This is a genomic window from Polaribacter sp. BAL334, assembly GCF_015767435.1.
In the GTDB taxonomy this organism is placed as follows: domain Bacteria; phylum Bacteroidota; class Bacteroidia; order Flavobacteriales; family Flavobacteriaceae; genus Polaribacter.
This window is the reverse complement of the sequence record NZ_JADWOV010000269.1, coordinates 1-17,449: the sequence shown is the minus strand read 5'-3', so window position 1 is coordinate 17,449 and position 17,449 is coordinate 1. Positions and strand designations below refer to the sequence as shown.

Sequence of the window (17,449 nt, the reverse complement as noted above, 5' to 3'; positions counted from 1 at the left end):
ATCATTAAAAAAGGCTTATCGTGAGATAAGCCTTTTAAATATTTTTATATATAGGATTTTTCTCACTTAATTTTTAAGAGAGTTCCACCACCATATGTTTTTTTGATTCTTCATTGAGCAACAAATGTAGAAAGGCTTTTTTATTTGAACAAATTTTAAAGAGATTTTTTTTGAAATCTTACTGAATTTAAAATTAAGAATTTTTAATATTACATATTTATACATATTATAATTTTTTAGTTACAATTTATAATCATTTTAGTATATTTAGTTTACAGTAATGCTATAAATACGGTCATTTGCATTTCAAAACATGTGTTTGATTTGAATTTACTGAATTAATCTACGCACCAATAATTTTTTTATTAAAATTGTTGGTGTGTTTTATTTGTAGAAACTTTATTCACTCACAAAACTTTTGTAGTTTTGACCGCCGAAATTAAAAATAAAATGGAACGATGAGTAACTTAATGACTGTGGATATTTTATCGAGTATCAAAGGAGCAAAATCCTCTGAAACAATCTCAAAATTATTTGAGGTAATAAAAAATGCCAACATTTCATCAAATAATTTCTCTTCGAAAAACATTCAAAATGCAGTTTCTTTGGAAGAATTAAGAGACGATATTGTGTTGGAAAGCACTGAAATTGAAAAAAAAATCATTATTGAAAACTTCCCAAAAGAGAAAAATGGATATTTAGTGGTATCCAGAGTGATTGAAGAATAATGTATGGAATCGCAAATTAGAGAAATTCATCAACTATTGGTTGATCAAAAAATATCTTGTACTTCTTTGATACAAGAAAAATTAGCTACTTTAAAACCAAATTCGCACAATACTGTCAATTCACTTTTAGAGGATTTAGCTTTGGAAAAAGCAAAAAAAGTGGATGAGAAAATTAAAAATGGTGAAAAAATTGGCTTATTGGAAGGTATTCCATTTGGTTTAAAAGACGTGTATATGTTACAAGGAACTATGACAACTGCTAGTTCTGAGTTTTTAAAATCCTATAAATCAGCATATACAGCAACAGCCATTCAAAAATTAATTGATGCTGGAGCTATTCCAATCGTCAAAGAAAATGGTGATAGTTTTGGTCATGGTTCTTCCTCCGAAAATACCATTTTTGGTGCCGTAAAAAACGCTTTCAATAAAGAGTTAGTTGCAGGTGGTTCAAGTGGTGGCTCAGCAGTTAATGTGTCAAAAAACTACACTGTTTTTTCAATTGGTGGAGATACAGGAGGCTCTGTAAGACAGCCTTCAGGATACAACAAAGTATATGGTTTGAAACCCACTTATGGAAGAATCTCACGTTATGGTTTGCTTGCTTATGCCTCTTCAACAGATTGTGTTGGACCCATTGCAACTTCTATTGAAGACCTCAGAATTGTGTTAAATACAATGAGTGGTAAAGACGTAAAAGACCAAACAACCTATGTTTCTGATGAAATTTCTGAAGAAAATATTTCAAAAAATGACACTATAAAAACCATTGGATACTTTAAAAATTTCATTGAAAATGATGCAATTGATGCAAGCATAAAATCAGATTTTTTAACATCCATAGAAAAAATAAAAGCAACAGGAATTAATGTAAAAGCATTGGATTTTTTTGATGCTGAAACCTTAATTTCAACCTATTACACGCTTGCTATGGCAGAAACTGCCTCCAATTTATCAAGATTGGATGGCACTAATTATGGCAATAGAATGGAAGGTAAAAATTTAAAAGACAGCTATTCTATTACGCGTTCTGAAAATTTTTCTGAAGAAACAAAACGCAGAATTGTAGGAGGAAATCAAGTTTTGTCGCAAGGTTTTGCAGATGATATTTATCTAAAAGCATTGAGTATTAGAGACGAAATTTCAGAAAATTTCGAAAAAGATTTTCAAGAAGTTGATATTATTGTATCACCAGTAACTCCAAATTCTCCGCCTAAAATTGGAGACAGTTTAAAAAATCCTTTAGCCATGTATTTGTCTGATGCTTATACTGTTGGGTTTAGTTTAGGACAATTACCAACCTTAACAATTCCTCAAGGAACCTTGACAGGAGTTCAATTGACTGCTGCAAAAAACAATGATGATTTGCTATTAAAATTCGCAAACTTCCTAAAAGAAGTAATCTAATGGAACTGGAACAACTAAATGATTTACTCAAAAAACATGAATTAGAGCTTGTAATTGGCTTAGAAACTCATGTCAGATTAAACACAAAAACGAAGTTGTTTTGTTCTTGTCCAAACCAAGAAATAGAACAACCAAATCAACATATTTGCTCAGTTTGTACTGGACAAATGGGTATTTTGCCAGCCGTAAATAAAGAAGCAATTAGAAAAGCTATTTATTTTGGAAAAGCGGTAAAATCAACCTTTTCTAATGAAATAATTTCTTGGGATAGAAAACATTATGAATATCCTGACAATCCAAAAAATATTCAAATTACGCAGTTTCATAATCCCATTATTCCTGATGGACAAGTTTCTTGTTTCAGAAATGATGGTTCGCAATTTACGGTCAATTTAACGCAAGTTCACATTGAAGAAGATGCTGCAAAATTGATGCATGAAAAAGATATTTCTCTGGTTGATTTTAACAAAGCTGGAGTTCCATTGATTGAAATTGTGACTGAGCCTTGCATTCGTCATATTGAAGATGCTTCCATTTATGCGCAATACATCCAAAGAATTGTTCAAAATTTGAAAATTTCGGAAGCAAATTTAGAGAAAGGAGAATTCAAATCAGATGTTTCTGTATCTCTTAGAAAAAAACACAGCTACCATTTGAATCCAAGAACGGAGATCAAAAACCTCAATTCGTTCAAATTTATGGTGGAAGCTTTGAAAGAAGAAGTTGAAAAACAACTCAACTATTTCATTGAAAATAAAGGATTTAGACCCGATCAAACCACTGTTTTGTGGGATGCAGATTTGAAGCAAACAAAAACGATGCGTAAAAAGGAATTTGAAGCTGATTATCGTTTTATTGCAGAACCAGACATTCCTTTTGTTCATATCAAAAAAGAAATTGAGACGATTGAGGTAGATATTAGTTCATTGCCTTTTGCAGTGGAATCAATTCTGATAAAAGGAGGTGTTTTACCACAAGATGCGAAATTTTTTACAGCAGATTCTTTGCGTTCTGAAACTTTTGTTGCCATCAATAATGTGATCCATGATCCTTTGTTTGTGGCAAAAACCTTAGTAAACAATATTGGAGCAGATGAGTATAAAAACATCTATAATGTTGCTCATTTGACCGAAATTTTTCAACTTTTTAAAGAGGAGAAAATTACAGCGGTTTTAGTTCAAAACGCGATTTTGAATTATTTGAAAGACCAAACTTTTGACTACACTAAGTATTTTGATGAAAATACAATTTCAAAAGAAAAAATAAAAAATGCTGTTCAAAAAGTCATTTCAGAAAATGACCTTATTGCCAAAGAAATTCAATCTGGAAATGAAGGAAAAGCAGGAATTTTAGTTGGAAAAATAATCAGTATTATTGGAAAAGGTGCCTCAGGAAAAATTATTCGTGAAGAAATTTTAAAAGCTCTTAGCAATTCGCCTTTAGCTGTTAGCAACCAACTTACTGCTGATAGTCAAAAGTTAAAACTGAATAGCCAAAAGCCAACAACTAATAGCGAAGAAGTCCTTCCAGAAATTCCAATCGTTATAAAAGACGAATATAGAACTCATAAAATAACTGAACTTTCGGAAAAATCAATTCATCAAGAAGTTACTTTATCAGGCTGGGTTTCAAGTGTTCGTGATCATGGAGAATTGATTTTTATTGATTTGAGAGACTCAAGTTATGAAATTTTTCAGGTAAGATTGAGCAGAGAATCATTCCCAAATTTGGATGAATTGGTCAAATTAAAACCAGAAACAGTCATTTTAGTTTCGGGAAAAGTGGTTCAAAGAAATGAAGATGATTACAATCCAATTTTGCGTTCGGGAAAAATTGAACTGGAAACAGCTACCTTAGAAATATTAAATCTTTCAAAAACATTGCCTTTTGAAATCAAAAAAGCAATCAAATCGAATGAAACCATTCGTTTTCAATACAAGTTTTTAGATCATAGAAATGAGGAAGTTCGCAGGGCAATCATCAATCGTCATAAAGTCATAAAATTATTGCGTGATGTATTGGATTCTGAAGAATTTTTAGAGATTGAAACTCCTATTTTAACAGCTGGAACTGATGAAGGTGCAAGAGAATTTATTGTGCCCACAAGAAAACAAGCTGGTTCATTTTATACCTTGCCGCAAGCGCCTCAGCAATTCAAACAAATGTTGATGGTTGGTGGATTTGAAAAATATTTTCAGATTGCGCGTTGTTTTAGAGATGAAGATTCACGTGGAGATCGTCAACCAGAATTCACTCAATTGGATATGGAAATGGCGTTTACAAGCATGCAAAAAATCATTGATTTAAACACCAAATTATTTAATGAAGTCGTCACTAAAATTTATGGAAATCAATGGATTTTGCATCCATTTGAAATCATCACTTACAAAGATGCCATGGATAAATATGGATGTGACAGACCAGATTTGCGTTATGGATTGCAAATGCAAGACATTACAGAAATCGTAAAAGAAACTACTTTTCAAGTTTTTAGCAAACCCATTGAAGCTGGTGGAATTGTAAAATGTATCAAAGTTTCTGCAAAAGACCAAGGATTTAAACGAATGTCAAAAGGGCAAATTGAAAATTTGACAGCCATTGCACAACAACATGGTTTGGGAGGTTTGGCATATATTATTGTGAATGAAAACGATTTGCAATCACCTATTATAAAGTTTTTAGGCGAAGAAATTGCCGTAAACATCATCAAAGCAACAAATGCTCAAATTGGCGATATTGTATTTTTTTCAGCTTCAGATTATGCAAAAGCAAACAAAGCATTGGATGCAGTTCGTCAAGAAATGGGACGAATATTAAAACTCATCAATCCAAAAGAATTAAAACCTGCTTGGGTTATTGACTTTCCAATGTTTGAAAAAAATGATGATGGCAGATGGACATTTACCCACAACCCTTTCTCAATGCCAGCAGTCAAAGATTTGGAAAAACACATGCATGGAAAAGAAGATGAAATTGGAAGCATTATCGCGCAACAATATGATTTGATTTTAAATGGATATGAAATTGGAGGAGGTTCCATTCGTGCGCACAAAGCAGAAATTTTAGAAGCCACTTATAAAAACATGGGATATTCTAAAGAAGAAATGCTGAAAAGTGTAGGTACAATGTACAAAGCATTCCAATATGGAGCGCCACCTCATGGAGGAATTGCTTGGGGAATAGATCGTTTGATGATGATTTTAGAGAAAAAAGCTTCTATCAGAGAAGTGATGGCTTTTCCAAAAACAGGAACTTCAGAAGACTTATTATTTGGAAGTCCTTCACCATTATCTGACAAAAAAGTAGAAGAAATGAATGTAAAAGTGATCAAAAAATAAAAAAATCATTTACAACCAAATTGAAAAATCTCGTTTATACGGGATTTTTTTATTTTACAACTATTTCAAAATAAAAAAAATAATGAATTTAGATTTTAAAGCTATTTTTAGACGATTTAAGACACTTTTCTGTTTTTAACAAATGTTGATAATTTCAGAAGAAAATTGCTAAAAAGTCTTGAAATGAATCTATAAAATTGTAAATTTGAGTTTGTAAAATTTTCAAAAGAAGATTTTTTAGAACCTTAAAATCAAAATTCATCTTATAATGAGCGAAGAAAAAAAATACGAATATTCAGCAGACAGTATTCAGGCTTTAGAAGGAATGGAACACGTGAGAATGCGTCCTTCCATGTATATTGGAGATATTGGCGTGCGTGGATTACATCACTTGGTATATGAAGTTGTAGACAACTCCATTGACGAAGCAATGGGAGGTCATTGTGATACTATTGAAGTTACTATCAACGAAGACAATTCTGTTACTACCAAAGATAATGGACGTGGAATTCCTGTGGATATTCACAAAAAAGAAGGCGTTTCTGCATTGCAAGTGGTAATGACAAAAATTGGAGCTGGTGGAAAATTTGACAAAGATTCTTATAAAGTTTCTGGTGGATTGCATGGAGTTGGAGTTTCGTGTGTGAATGCTCTTTCTGATCATTTAACAGCTACTGTTCATAAAAACGGTAAAATTTGGCAACAAGAATATGAACGAGGAAAAGCATTATATCCTGTTAAAACAATTGGTGAAACCGATTTTACAGGAACAATTGTTACGTTTTTACCTGATAAATCAATTTTTCAACAAACTACCGAATTCAATTATGAAACGCTTGCCAATAGAATGCGAGAATTATCATTTTTGAACAAAGGTGTAACCATAAAATTAACAGATAGAAGAAAAACAGATGATGAAGGAAACTTCACAACCGAAATTTTCTATTCAGATGAAGGACTACCTGAATTTGTAAAATATTTAGATTCTACTAGAGAAAGTTTGATTGCAAAAGTCATTTCCATGGAATGTGAAAAAAATGGAATTCCAGTGGAAGTTGCCATGGTTTACAACACTTCTTATGCTGAAAATTTGCATTCTTATGTAAACAATATCAATACGCATGAAGGAGGAACACATTTAGCAGGTTTTAGACGTGGATTGACAACGACGCTAAAAAAATATGCAGATGATTCTGGATTGTTAAAAAATGTAAAATTCGAAATTGCAGGTGATGACTTTCGTGAAGGATTGACAGCTATTATCTCTGTAAAAGTTCAAGAGCCACAATTTGAAGGACAAACAAAAACAAAATTAGGAAACAGAGAAGTAACTTCTGCAGTTTCTCAAGCAGTTTCTGACATGTTGACTATTTATTTGGAGGAAAATCCAAATGACGCAAGAGCCATTGTTCAAAAAGTAATTTTAGCAGCAACAGCAAGACATGCAGCCAGAAAAGCACGAGAAATGGTTCAGCGTAAAACGGTAATGACCATGGGAGGTTTGCCAGGAAAATTATCTGACTGTTCTGAAACAGATCCTGCTCAATGTGAAATTTTCTTGGTTGAGGGAGATTCAGCAGGTGGAACTGCAAAACAAGGACGTGACAGAAACTTCCAAGCAATTTTGCCATTACGTGGAAAAATTTTGAATGTAGAAAAAGCCATGCAACACAAAGTTTTTGAAAATGAAGAAATCAAAAATATGTTTACAGCATTGGGCGTTTCCATTGGAACAGAAGAAGATCCAAGAGCGTTAAACTTATCAAAAGTTCGATATCATAAAGTAGTGATTATGTGTGATGCTGACGTTGATGGTTCGCATATTGCCACGTTAATTTTAACCTTCTTTTTCCGATTTATGAGAGAAATGATTGAGCAAGGATATATTTATATTGCCACTCCTCCATTATATTTGGTGAAAAAAGGACAAAAAAGAGAATATGCTTGGGATGACAATCAGCGAGATTTAATCGCTCAAAAAATGGGTGGTGGTGTTACGATTCAACGTTATAAAGGTTTGGGAGAGATGAATGCAGAACAATTGTGGGACACAACCATGAATCCTGAATTTAGAACTTTGCGCCAAATTACGATTGATAGTTTAACTGAGGCTGACAGAGTTTTCTCCATGTTAATGGGAGATGATGTTCCGCCAAGAAGAGATTTTATTGAAAAAAATGCGAAATATGCTAAGATAGACGTTTAAGATATTTATCAAAAAATTAATTTAATACACACTTTTTAAAAAGGTGTGTATTTTTTTTTATCTTTACTTTAAATTTAAGAAAAAATTAACCAAATCTTTAAATCAATGAAAAAGTATATTTTAATTTTTATAGGCGTTTTTTCCTTGTCTTTTAATACAAAAGCACAAGATGGTTTTGAAAACATATTACTTGCAGAAGGTAGTGATGTAAACAAAATAATGCAAGGGTATTTTGCTCCTGCTATGGAAGGTTTTATTTACGGAATGAATAATGGCTGGTCTCATACTGCTAAAGTTCACAAAGTTTTAGGATTTGATTTAACATTGGGATTGAGTGCTTCTATGGTACCCTCAGAGAAAGAAATTTTTAGTCTAGTAGGACTTTCTTCAATTTCTGGAGCAAGTTCTGCACCATCATTTGCAGGTGTTGGAACTCAAACAAACCTAACTGTAACTAGAACTTTAACAATTCAAAACCCAAATTCTCCTGTTTTTGGGCAATCACAAGTTGTGACTGCTGGTTTAACACTTCCAGGAGGAATAAAAGATGATTTACCACTAAACGCTGTCCCTGCTCCAATAGCACAATTAAATGTTGGATTACCTTGGAAACTAGAAGGAATGTTAAGAATTGTTCCAAAAATTGATTTAGGTGATGATGGAGGTAAAGTGAATATGTTAGGTTTAGGATTGAAAAAAGAAATCACCAATTGGTTTGGCCCAATGGAAAAAACTCCTTTACATGTTGCTTTATTAGCTGCCTATACAACTATGGATGTTACTTACGGAATTGAAAATCAGAATTCTGGAAGTTTGATAATTAATAATGCTTCAGCTGAATTTGAATTAAAGGCATTTACAGTTCAAGCAATGGCTTCACTTAACTTTCCAATTATTAACTTGTTTGGTGGTTTTGGTTATAGTAGCGGAAGCTCTTCCTACAGAATGCCAGGAACATATCAAGGTAGTTATGACTACACTGTAAATGGTCAACAATATTCAGAAACTATAAATCTTAGTGCTCCAAATTTAGATTTTAATGTTAATGGTTTTACAACAACCATTGGAGCTAGATTAAGTTTAGGATTTTTCAAAATATTTGCTTCTTATACTTTGCAAGAATACAATGCATTATCCGCAGGTATTTCTCTTGGTATTAGATAAATTCCATTAAAAAAACATTTTTTAAGACACCTTTTTGGTGTCTTTTTTTATGATAATTATCACAAATAAAAAACATAAAATATCGTACTTTTGTGTTTCAAAAAAATAATTAACTTAAAACATAAAAATATGAAAGTTTCAGTTGTTGGTGCAGGTGCAGTTGGCGCAAGTTGTGCAGAATATATTGCGATTAAAAATTTCGCTTCGGAAGTTGTTTTGTTAGATATCAAAGAAGGATTTGCTGAAGGAAAAGCAATGGATTTGATGCAAACAGCTTCTTTAAATGGTTTTGATACCAAAATTACAGGAATCACAAATGATTATTCAAAAACTGCCAATTCTGACGTTTGCGTGATTACGTCTGGAATTCCAAGAAAACCAGGTATGACTCGTGAAGAATTGATTGATATCAATGCAGGAATTGTAAAAACGGTAGCTTCAAATTTATTAACATATTCTCCAAATACCATCATTATTGTAGTTTCAAATCCAATGGATACCATGACGTACTTGGTGCATAAAACTACCAATATCCCACAAAATAAAATTATTGGAATGGGTGGTGCTTTAGATTCTGCTCGTTTCAAATACAGATTGGCTGAAGCTTTAGATGCTCCAATTTCGGATGTTGATGGAATGGTCATTGGTGGTCATTCTGATACTGGAATGGTACCTTTGACAAGATTGGCAACAAGAAATTCAGTGCCAGTTTCTGAATTTATTTCTGCTGAAAGATTAGAACAAGTAAAAGAAGATACCAAAGTTGGTGGTGCAACATTGACCAAATTATTAGGTACTTCAGCTTGGTATGCTCCAGGAGCAGCTGTGAGCAGTATGGTTCATGCAATTGCTTGCGATCAGAAAAAAGTGTTTCCTTGTTCAGTGTTATTGAATGGTGAATATGGTTTCACAGATATTTGTTTGGGAGTTCCTGTTGTAATTGGCAAAAATGGAGTTGAAAGTATTGTTGAAATTACTTTAAATGATGCAGAAAAAGCAAACATGATTGAATCTGCAAAAGGAGTTACTTCAGTAAATGAGTTGTTAAATTTGTAGGCTTTTGGCTTTTAGACAATAAAAATAAAGAAATCCAGCTTAGGCTGGATTTTTTATTTGTAGTAGAAAAATCAGAAAACCATTGCCTTTTTACCAACATCCAAAATCTATAAACCAACGTTATTTTTACGATAACCCAGAAATCACTCCATCTTTATCAATTTTCATGTTTTCTGATGCTGGAATGACAGGTAATCCAGGCATTCTCATCATTTTTCCTAAAATTGGAATCACAAATTGAGCACCTGCTGCAATTTCAATTTCTCTTACTGTTACTGTAAATCCTTCAGGTCTTCCTATTAAAAATTCATTATCTGAAAAAGATTTTTGAGTTTTTGCCATGCAAATAGCAAAATCATTAAAACCTAATCTGTCAATCCTTCTCAAATCAATTTGGGCTTGTTTGCTGTATTCTACATTTTTTGCACCATACATTTCTTTAGCAATGATTTCAATTTTTTCTTTGATAGGACTTTTCCAATCGTACAATGGTTTGTATTGAGTTGCCTTATGTTCAACCACATCAACCACAGCTGCTGCTAAATTTTTTGTTCCTTCACCACCTTTAGCCCACCCTTCTGAAAGCACTGCTTTCACGCCTAAATTGGCACATTTTTCAATCACAAAATTTACTTCCTCTTCAGAATCTGAAATGAACGCATTGATAGCAACAACTGGTTCAATATTGAATTTTCGAATGTTTTCAATGTGCTTTTCCAAATTGTTAAATCCATTAGAAACTCGTTCTAAATTCGGAAAATTATACTCTTCCATTTTTGCTCCTCCATGATGACGCAAAGCTCTAATTGTAGCTACTAAAACCACACATTTTGGATTCAATTTGGCAAAAGCAGATTTGATATTTAAAAACTTTTCAGCCCCTAAATCCGCTCCAAAACCAGCTTCTGTAACTACATAATTAGACAAAGAAAGTCCCGCTTTTGTAGCGATAATTGTATTGGTTCCTTGGGCTATATTCGCAAAAGGCCCACCATGAATAATTGCAGGATTTCCTTCTAATGTTTGTACTAAATTGGGTTTAATCGCTTCTTTCAATAAAATTGCCATCGCATTTTCCGCTTTCAAATCTCTAGCAAAAACGGGTTTATTATCAAAAGTAAATCCGATAAAAATATTTCCCAAACGTTCTTTTAAATTTTCTAAATCTGTTGCCATACACAAAATCGCCATGACTTCAGAAGCTGGAGTAATATTAAATCCATCTTGTCTTGGAATACCATTTGTTGTTCCTCCCAAACCTATAATGATTTGTCTCAAAGAACGATCATTCATATCCATAACACGTTTCCAAAGAACGGTTCTTGGATCAATATTCAAATTATTTGTCTTGTTTTGGATATTATTATCAATCAAAGCTGATAATAAATTATTCGCTTTTTCAACCGCATTAAAATCGCCTGTAAAATGCAAATTGATTTCTTCCATTGGAATTACTTGAGAAAATCCTCCACCTGCAGCTCCACCTTTCATTCCGAAAACAGGCCCTAAAGATGGCTCTCTTAAAACAACAGTGGCTTGTTTTCCTATACTGTTTAATCCTTCTGTCAAACCAATTGAAACCGTAGTTTTTCCTTCTCCAGCAGGAGTTGGAGTCAATGCAGTAACTAAAACCAGATTGTTTTGAGCTATTTTTTCATCATCAATCAAAGATAAAGGGAGTTTTGCTTTGAACTTGCCAAACATTTCTAAATCATCTTCTTTGATTCCTAGTTTTTGAGCAATTTCTTTGATGTGTAAAGGCTTTTTTGCCTGAGCAATCTCAATATCAGATAAGTAAGTCATTTTGTGAATCTATCGAAATTAGTGCTTAAATATAACGAATTTTGGATGTTTTTTAGGTTTGTTTTTTTAAATGTTTAAAAACAGTGTTTAAATTAGCACAATAAATGTGATAAAATAATTGCTTAGCCTACTATGAAATACTATATTTGCACGTTTTAAAAAAAAGAAGTCGACATAAATTAAAGAAGATGCAAAACAAAGGACTTATTAAATTATTTGCTATCCTTTTTGGATTAGTAAGTTTATATCAATTATCATTTACATTTTTAGCAACCAAAGTAGAAAAAGATGCTTCTGCTTATGCTAAAAGTATGGATAAAAATAACAATGCACGAGAAAAAGCTGCTTTTGAAAAAGCGTATTTAGACAGCGTTGCAAACAAAGAAATTATTGATTTATGGGTAACGAATTATACCTATAATGATGTGAAAGACAAGGAAATGAACCTTGGTCTTGATTTGAAAGGTGGAATCAACGCAATTTTACAAGTTTCTGTAAAAGAAGTATTGAAAAGTTTGTCAAATGATTCTAAAAACGAAGTTTTCAATAAAGCACTAGCTGCAGCTGATGAAAGACAAAAGAATAGCAATTCTAATTATTTAGACCTCTTTTTTGAAGAATTTGAAAAAATTGCAGGTACTACAAAATTAAGTGATCCTTCCATTTTTGGCACAAAAGCATTGAGTGAAAAAATTTCATTGAATGAGGATAATGCCACTGTAAAAAAGACTTTGCAAGAAGAAATCAACAGTTCTATTGGTACTGCTTTTGAAGTTTTAAGAAGTAGAATTGATAAATTCGGAGTTACACAACCAAATATTCAACGTATTGGAACTTCTGGAAGAATTCAAATTGAATTGCCAGGTGCAAAAGATATTGAACGTGTTACAAAATTAATCACAAGTAAAGCTGAATTGCAGTTTTGGGAAGTGCATTCAAATGTAGAAGTTCAAAACTTTTACTTTGAAGCGAATGCAGTTGTTGCAGAAATGTTAAAAGACAAATCTACTGTTGAAAAAGACACTGTAAAAAAAGGAAATATTGATGATTTATTAGGAGAAACTAAAGATTCTACTACAGTTCAAAAAAATCTTTTTACTTATTTATTCCCAAATGTAGCGCAATCACAACAACAAGTTAGTTCGTTAGTTGGGCAAGCTAGAGTGTTGGATACAGCAACTGTAAACAATTTATTAGCTAAAAAAGAAGTAAGAGCATTATTGCCAACCGAATTACGCTATGTAAAATTCTTATGGGATTATAAATCTGAAAAAGGTAAAGACGGAACAGAATTGATTGGATTATATGCAATCAAAGGAAATAGAAATGATGTTGCTCCAATTGAAGGTGACGTAATTTTAGATGCTTCTCAAGTGTTTGACCAATTGAACAAACCAGAAGTAAGCATGACAATGAATAGTACAGGAACCAAACAATGGGCAAAAATGACTGCAGATAATGTAGGTAAATTTGTAGCTGTAGTATTAGATGATTATGTGTATACAGCACCATCTGTAAACCAAGCAATTACTGGAGGAAGAACTTCTATTTCTGGAGGAACTATGACCATTGCTGAAGCTGAAGATATTGCTACTGTATTAAAAGCAGGAAAATTACCAGCTGCTGCAAGAATTATTCAAGCAGAAGTTGTAGGACCATCTTTAGGACAACAATCTATTGATGCATCTGTAAACTCATTCATGATTGCCATCTGTTTGGTATTACTTTGGATGATTTTTTACTACGGAAAAGCCGGAATTTTCTCAAATATTGCGTTGGTAGTAAACATTCTTTTCATTTTTGGAATTTTAGCATCTTTCAATGCTGTGTTGACATTGCCTGGTATTGCAGGTATTATTTTAACCATTGGTATGTCTGTAGATGCAAACGTAATTATCTTTGAGAGAATCAAAGAAGGTTTGGCTGCAAAAATGGGCTTGAGACAAGCTGTTGAAGAAGGATTCTCTATCAAAGGAGCACTTTCTGCTATTATTGACGCAAACATTACCACCTTATTAACAGGTATTATTTTATATGTTTTTGGAACAGGACCTATCAAAGGTTTTGCATTAACATTGATGATTGGTATTGCAACCTCTTTATTTACAGCAGTTTTCATTACAAGATTGTTGGTTGATAGTGCAGTAAACAAAAAAATGAATTTAACTTTCAATACCAATTTTTCAAAAGGTTGGTTTACGAATATCAATGTTGCGTTTATCAGAAAACGTAAAGTTGCGTATGTAATATCAAGTACTTTAGTGATTATTAGTTTGATTTCGATTTTTACAATTGGACTAAAACAAGGAGTAGATTTTAAAGGAGGTCGTTCTTATGTAGTTCGTTTTGATCAAGAAATGACTCCTACAAAAGTTGCTCAAGAATTGAAAGCCGTTTTTGGAAGTGCGCCAGAAGTGAAAACCTATGGAAATGCAAATCAGTTGAAAATAACCACTGTTTACAGAATTGATGAAGAAGGACAAGAAGTTGATGAAGAAATTCAAGAGACATTATATAATGGTTTAAAACCATATTTGGCAAAAACTTCTTACGAAAACTTTAAACCTGGATTTGAAAAACAAGGAGCTGGAATCATGAGTTTCTTGAAAGTTGAACCAACGATTGCTGATGATATCAAAACCTCAGCATTATATTCTGTATTTGGTTCATTATTGATTGTTTTCTTATACATCTTATTGCGTTTTAGAAAAGTATCTTTCTCATTTGGAGCTGTTGCTGCAGTTTTCCATGATGTGTTGATTGTGTTGGGAGTTTTCTCTTTGACATATACTTTTATGCCATTTGACATGGAAATTGATCAATCTTTCATAGCTGCAATTCTAACAGTTGTTGGATACTCTCTGAATGATACTGTAATTATTTTCGATAGAATTCGAGAATTCACCAACGAAAGAAAAGGAAAACATAACGAATTAATCAATAGTGCTATCAATCTTACATTAGGAAGAACCATCAATACATCATTAACAACATTGTTAGTTTTATTAGCCATCTTTTTCTTTGGAGGAGATTCTATCAAAGGATTTATGTTTGCGTTGATTGTTGGTATTGTTGTAGGAACCTATTCTTCAATTTTCGTAGCAACACCAATTATGTACGACACTACTAAAAAAGAAGATAAAAACAAGTAATTTTTTTTAAAAATTTATAAACCGTTTTTAAAACTGATTTTCAGATTAAAAACGGTTTTTTCATTTCACAGATAGGCATTATATTTACATCCTGATGAAAATTATAAAACTACACGATTTATACTTTAGTCCTTTTATAGAAAAGGATGAAATTGCTGCGATTGTAAAAAACCTTGCGTGGCAAGTAAAAGATGATTTACCTGAAAATGAAATTCCGATTTTTGTAGGAATTTTAAATGGTTGTTTTTTATTTGCTGCTGATTTTATTAGAGCTTATCAAGGAAACTGTGAAGTATCTTTCGTTAAATTAGCTTCTTATGCTGGTACAAAATCAACAGATGAAGTAAAACATTTGGTAGGAATTAATGAAGATTTAACAGGAAGAACCGTTATTATTTTAGAGGATATTATTGATACAGGCAGCACTTTACAAGAAATATATAATATCTTTAGAAACAAAAATGTAAAAGAATTAAAAGTAGTTACTTTATTTTTTAAACCCGATGTTTTCAAAAAAGAACTACCTATCAATTATATTGGAAAAAGTATTGAAGACAAATTCATAGTTGGCTATGGCTTAGATTACAATGGTTTAGGTAGAAATTATCCAGCAATATATCAATTAACAAACAAACCAAAAATGAAAAATATTGTATTATTTGGTCCTCCAGGAGCAGGAAAAGGAACACAAGCAATCGTTTTAAAAGAGAAATATAATTTAGTACATATTTCTACAGGAGATGTTTTTAGATTCAATATTAAAAACGAAACTGAGTTAGGAAAATTAGCAAAAAGCTATATTGATGCTGGAGATTTGGTACCTGATGAAGTGACCATTGACATGTTAAAAGATGAAGTTGAAAAAAATAGCGATGCAAGTGGAATCATTTTTGATGGTTTTCCAAGAACAGCTTCTCAAGCAACTGCTTTGGACGAATTTTTAGCTGAAAAAGGATTGCAAATTGATGCTATGATTGCGCTAGAAGTTCCTGAAGATTTACTAGTGGAACGCATTTTGGAAAGAGGAAAAACAAGTGGAAGATCAGATGATACTGATGAAGAAAAAATCAGAAATCGTTTCAATGAATACAATACAAAAACGGCTGTTTTAAAAGATTTTTACGAAGCTCAAAACAAGTATTTTGGCATCAATGGTGTTGGAACTATTGAGGATATTACACACCGAATTTCAACAGTATTTGAAACGCTTTAGGTTTAAAGTTCAAGGTTCAAAATTCAATATTGAACCAGAAACTTTGAACAATAACTCAAAACTAATAACTTAAAACTCATAACTTAAAACCGCCATGACTGAAGGAAATTTTGTAGATTACATAAAAATATACGCTACTTCTGGAAAAGGTGGACAAGGTTCTACGCATTTGCACAGAGAAAAATTTGTCGAAAAAGGTGGTCCTGATGGTGGTGATGGTGGACGTGGAGGACACATTATTTTACGTGGTGATAGAAATTTATGGACGTTGTTTCATCTAAAATTCAAACGCCATTTTAGAGCAACTCAAGGTGGTGCAGGAAGCAAAAGTAGAAGTACTGGCGCTGATGGTGAGGATGTTTATATTGATGTTCCTTTAGGAACGATTATCAGAGATGCTGATACTGACGAAATTATTGTTGAAATTACGGAAGATAAAAAAGAAGTTATTTTACTAGAAGGTGGAAAAGGTGGACTTGGAAACTGGAATTTTAGAACGGCAACGCATCAAACTCCAAGATTTGCACAACCTGGAATTGACGGACAAGAAGGATGGTATCGAATTGAGTTGAAAATTTTAGCCGATGTTGGTTTAGTTGGTTTCCCAAATGCAGGAAAATCAACCTTACTTTCTGTTGTTACTGCTGCAAAACCAAAAATTGCAGATTATGCTTTTACCACTTTAAAACCCAATTTAGGCATTGTAGAATATCGAAATCATCAAACATTTGTGATGGCAGATATTCCTGGAATTATAGAGGGTGCTGCAGAAGGAAAAGGTTTGGGTCACCGATTTTTACGCCATATTGAACGGAATTCAGTGTTACTATTTTTGATTCCTGCCGACAGCAATGATATTTGTAATGAATACGAAATATTGCTAAATGAACTGAAAAAATACAATCCTGAGTTGCTTGATAAAGAGAGATTATTAGCCATTTCAAAATCTGATTTATTGGATGAAGAACTAAAAAATGAAATAAAACAAACGCTTCCAAAAGGAATTGAAACGGTTTTTATTTCGTCAGTTACTGAAATTGGTTTGACAGAATTGAAAGACAAATTGTGGAAAATTCTTCACTAAGAAAAGAGTATTCTGTTGTTTCATAAAATAAATTCCAAATAAAATTATAGTTTTTATTTTTTGATTTCAGTAGGTAATTCAATTTTGAAATTGATTCTTATGGTTTGTAAACATTTTTTTAATCATTTGATTTGAATTCTTCATTTTCATTATCTCTTTATGTAAGCTTCCCCAAAATTCGGCCATTTAAAAATAGAATTCGACAAGCGACGCAGGAGCGCGTTCAGTAAAAATTATTAAATTTAAAGCCGAAAACTTATGAAGACAACCCAATTTACCGAAAACCAGATTGTTGCCATTT

Annotated in this window: 10 protein-coding genes; 9 read left to right on the top strand and 1 reads right to left on the bottom strand. The window is 32.4% G+C overall.

Features of this window, described 5'->3' with window-relative positions:
• Positions 1–458 precede the first annotated feature (458 nt).
• The 6 genes from IU405_RS06125 (at position 459) to mdh (ending at position 9,896) form a co-directional block, all read left to right on the top strand.
• On the top strand, positions 459–728 hold the full coding sequence (locus tag IU405_RS06125; protein WP_197437728.1) for a hypothetical protein: 270 nt from the start codon (positions 459–461) through the stop codon (positions 726–728).
• Between the two features lie 3 nt (positions 729–731).
• Positions 732–2,132 (top strand): amidase family protein, encoded by a 1,401-nt coding sequence (locus IU405_RS06120; protein WP_197437727.1) that lies wholly within the window; start codon positions 732–734, stop codon positions 2,130–2,132.
• The gene (gene gatB/aspS, locus IU405_RS06115) at positions 2,132–5,470 is read left to right on the top strand and encodes a bifunctional amidotransferase subunit GatB/aspartate--tRNA ligase AspS (RefSeq protein ID WP_197437726.1); all 3,339 of its coding nucleotides are present in this window, start codon (positions 2,132–2,134) and stop codon (positions 5,468–5,470) included. The genes IU405_RS06120 and gatB/aspS overlap by 1 nt, the downstream gene beginning before the upstream one ends.
• Positions 5,471–5,738: 268 nt before the next feature.
• A complete protein-coding gene (gene gyrB, locus IU405_RS06110; protein ID WP_197437725.1) occupies positions 5,739–7,676 on the top strand; it encodes a DNA topoisomerase (ATP-hydrolyzing) subunit B in 1,938 nt (645 codons plus the stop codon).
• Between the two features lie 105 nt (positions 7,677–7,781).
• Positions 7,782–8,840, top strand: a complete 1,059-nt coding sequence (locus IU405_RS06105; protein ID WP_197437724.1) for a DUF6588 family protein — start codon at positions 7,782–7,784, stop codon at positions 8,838–8,840.
• Positions 8,841–8,969: 129 nt separating this feature from the next.
• Positions 8,970–9,896 (top strand): malate dehydrogenase, encoded by a 927-nt coding sequence (gene mdh, locus IU405_RS06100; protein ID WP_197437723.1) that lies wholly within the window; start codon positions 8,970–8,972, stop codon positions 9,894–9,896.
• Between the two features lie 126 nt (positions 9,897–10,022).
• On the opposite strand, the gene IU405_RS06095 is transcribed toward mdh, so the two are convergent.
• The gene (locus tag IU405_RS06095; RefSeq protein ID WP_197437722.1) at positions 10,023–11,699 is read right to left on the bottom strand and encodes a formate--tetrahydrofolate ligase; all 1,677 of its coding nucleotides are present in this window, start codon (positions 11,697–11,699) and stop codon (positions 10,023–10,025) included.
• Positions 11,700–11,887: 188 nt separating this feature from the next.
• Here IU405_RS06095 and secDF point away from each other — a divergent pair, with 188 nt between their 5' ends.
• The 3 genes from secDF (at position 11,888) to obgE (ending at position 17,148) form a co-directional block, all read left to right on the top strand.
• Positions 11,888–14,851, top strand: a complete 2,964-nt coding sequence (secDF, locus tag IU405_RS06090; protein ID WP_197437721.1) for a protein translocase subunit SecDF — start codon at positions 11,888–11,890, stop codon at positions 14,849–14,851.
• A 94-nt stretch (positions 14,852–14,945) separates the two neighbouring features.
• Positions 14,946–16,064: an adenylate kinase gene (locus IU405_RS06085; protein WP_197437720.1), complete on the top strand. Its 1,119-nt coding sequence runs from the start codon at positions 14,946–14,948 to the stop codon at positions 16,062–16,064.
• Between the two features lie 94 nt (positions 16,065–16,158).
• Positions 16,159–17,148 carry a GTPase ObgE gene (gene obgE / locus IU405_RS06080; protein ID WP_197437719.1) on the top strand — a complete coding sequence of 330 codons (990 nt, stop codon included), beginning with the start codon at positions 16,159–16,161 and terminating at the stop codon, positions 17,146–17,148.
• Positions 17,149–17,449 lie beyond the last annotated feature (301 nt).

Bases quoted from the DNA above. Each gene is read 5' to 3' on its own strand.
- IU405_RS06125 (WP_197437728.1), top strand. From the start codon at position 459: ATGAGTAACTTAATGACTGTGGATATTTTATCGAGTATCAAAGGAGCA.
- IU405_RS06120 (WP_197437727.1), top strand. From the start codon at position 732: ATGGAATCGCAAATTAGAGAAATTCATCAACTATTGGTTGATCAAAAA.
- gatB/aspS (WP_197437726.1), top strand. From the start codon at position 2,132: ATGGAACTGGAACAACTAAATGATTTACTCAAAAAACATGAATTAGAG.
- gyrB (WP_197437725.1), top strand. From the start codon at position 5,739: ATGAGCGAAGAAAAAAAATACGAATATTCAGCAGACAGTATTCAGGCT.
- IU405_RS06105 (WP_197437724.1), top strand. From the start codon at position 7,782: ATGAAAAAGTATATTTTAATTTTTATAGGCGTTTTTTCCTTGTCTTTT.
- mdh (WP_197437723.1), top strand. From the start codon at position 8,970: ATGAAAGTTTCAGTTGTTGGTGCAGGTGCAGTTGGCGCAAGTTGTGCA.
- IU405_RS06095 (WP_197437722.1), bottom strand. From the start codon at position 11,699: ATGACTTACTTATCTGATATTGAGATTGCTCAGGCAAAAAAGCCTTTA.
- secDF (WP_197437721.1), top strand. From the start codon at position 11,888: ATGCAAAACAAAGGACTTATTAAATTATTTGCTATCCTTTTTGGATTA.
- IU405_RS06085 (WP_197437720.1), top strand. From the start codon at position 14,946: ATGAAAATTATAAAACTACACGATTTATACTTTAGTCCTTTTATAGAA.
- obgE (WP_197437719.1), top strand. From the start codon at position 16,159: ATGACTGAAGGAAATTTTGTAGATTACATAAAAATATACGCTACTTCT.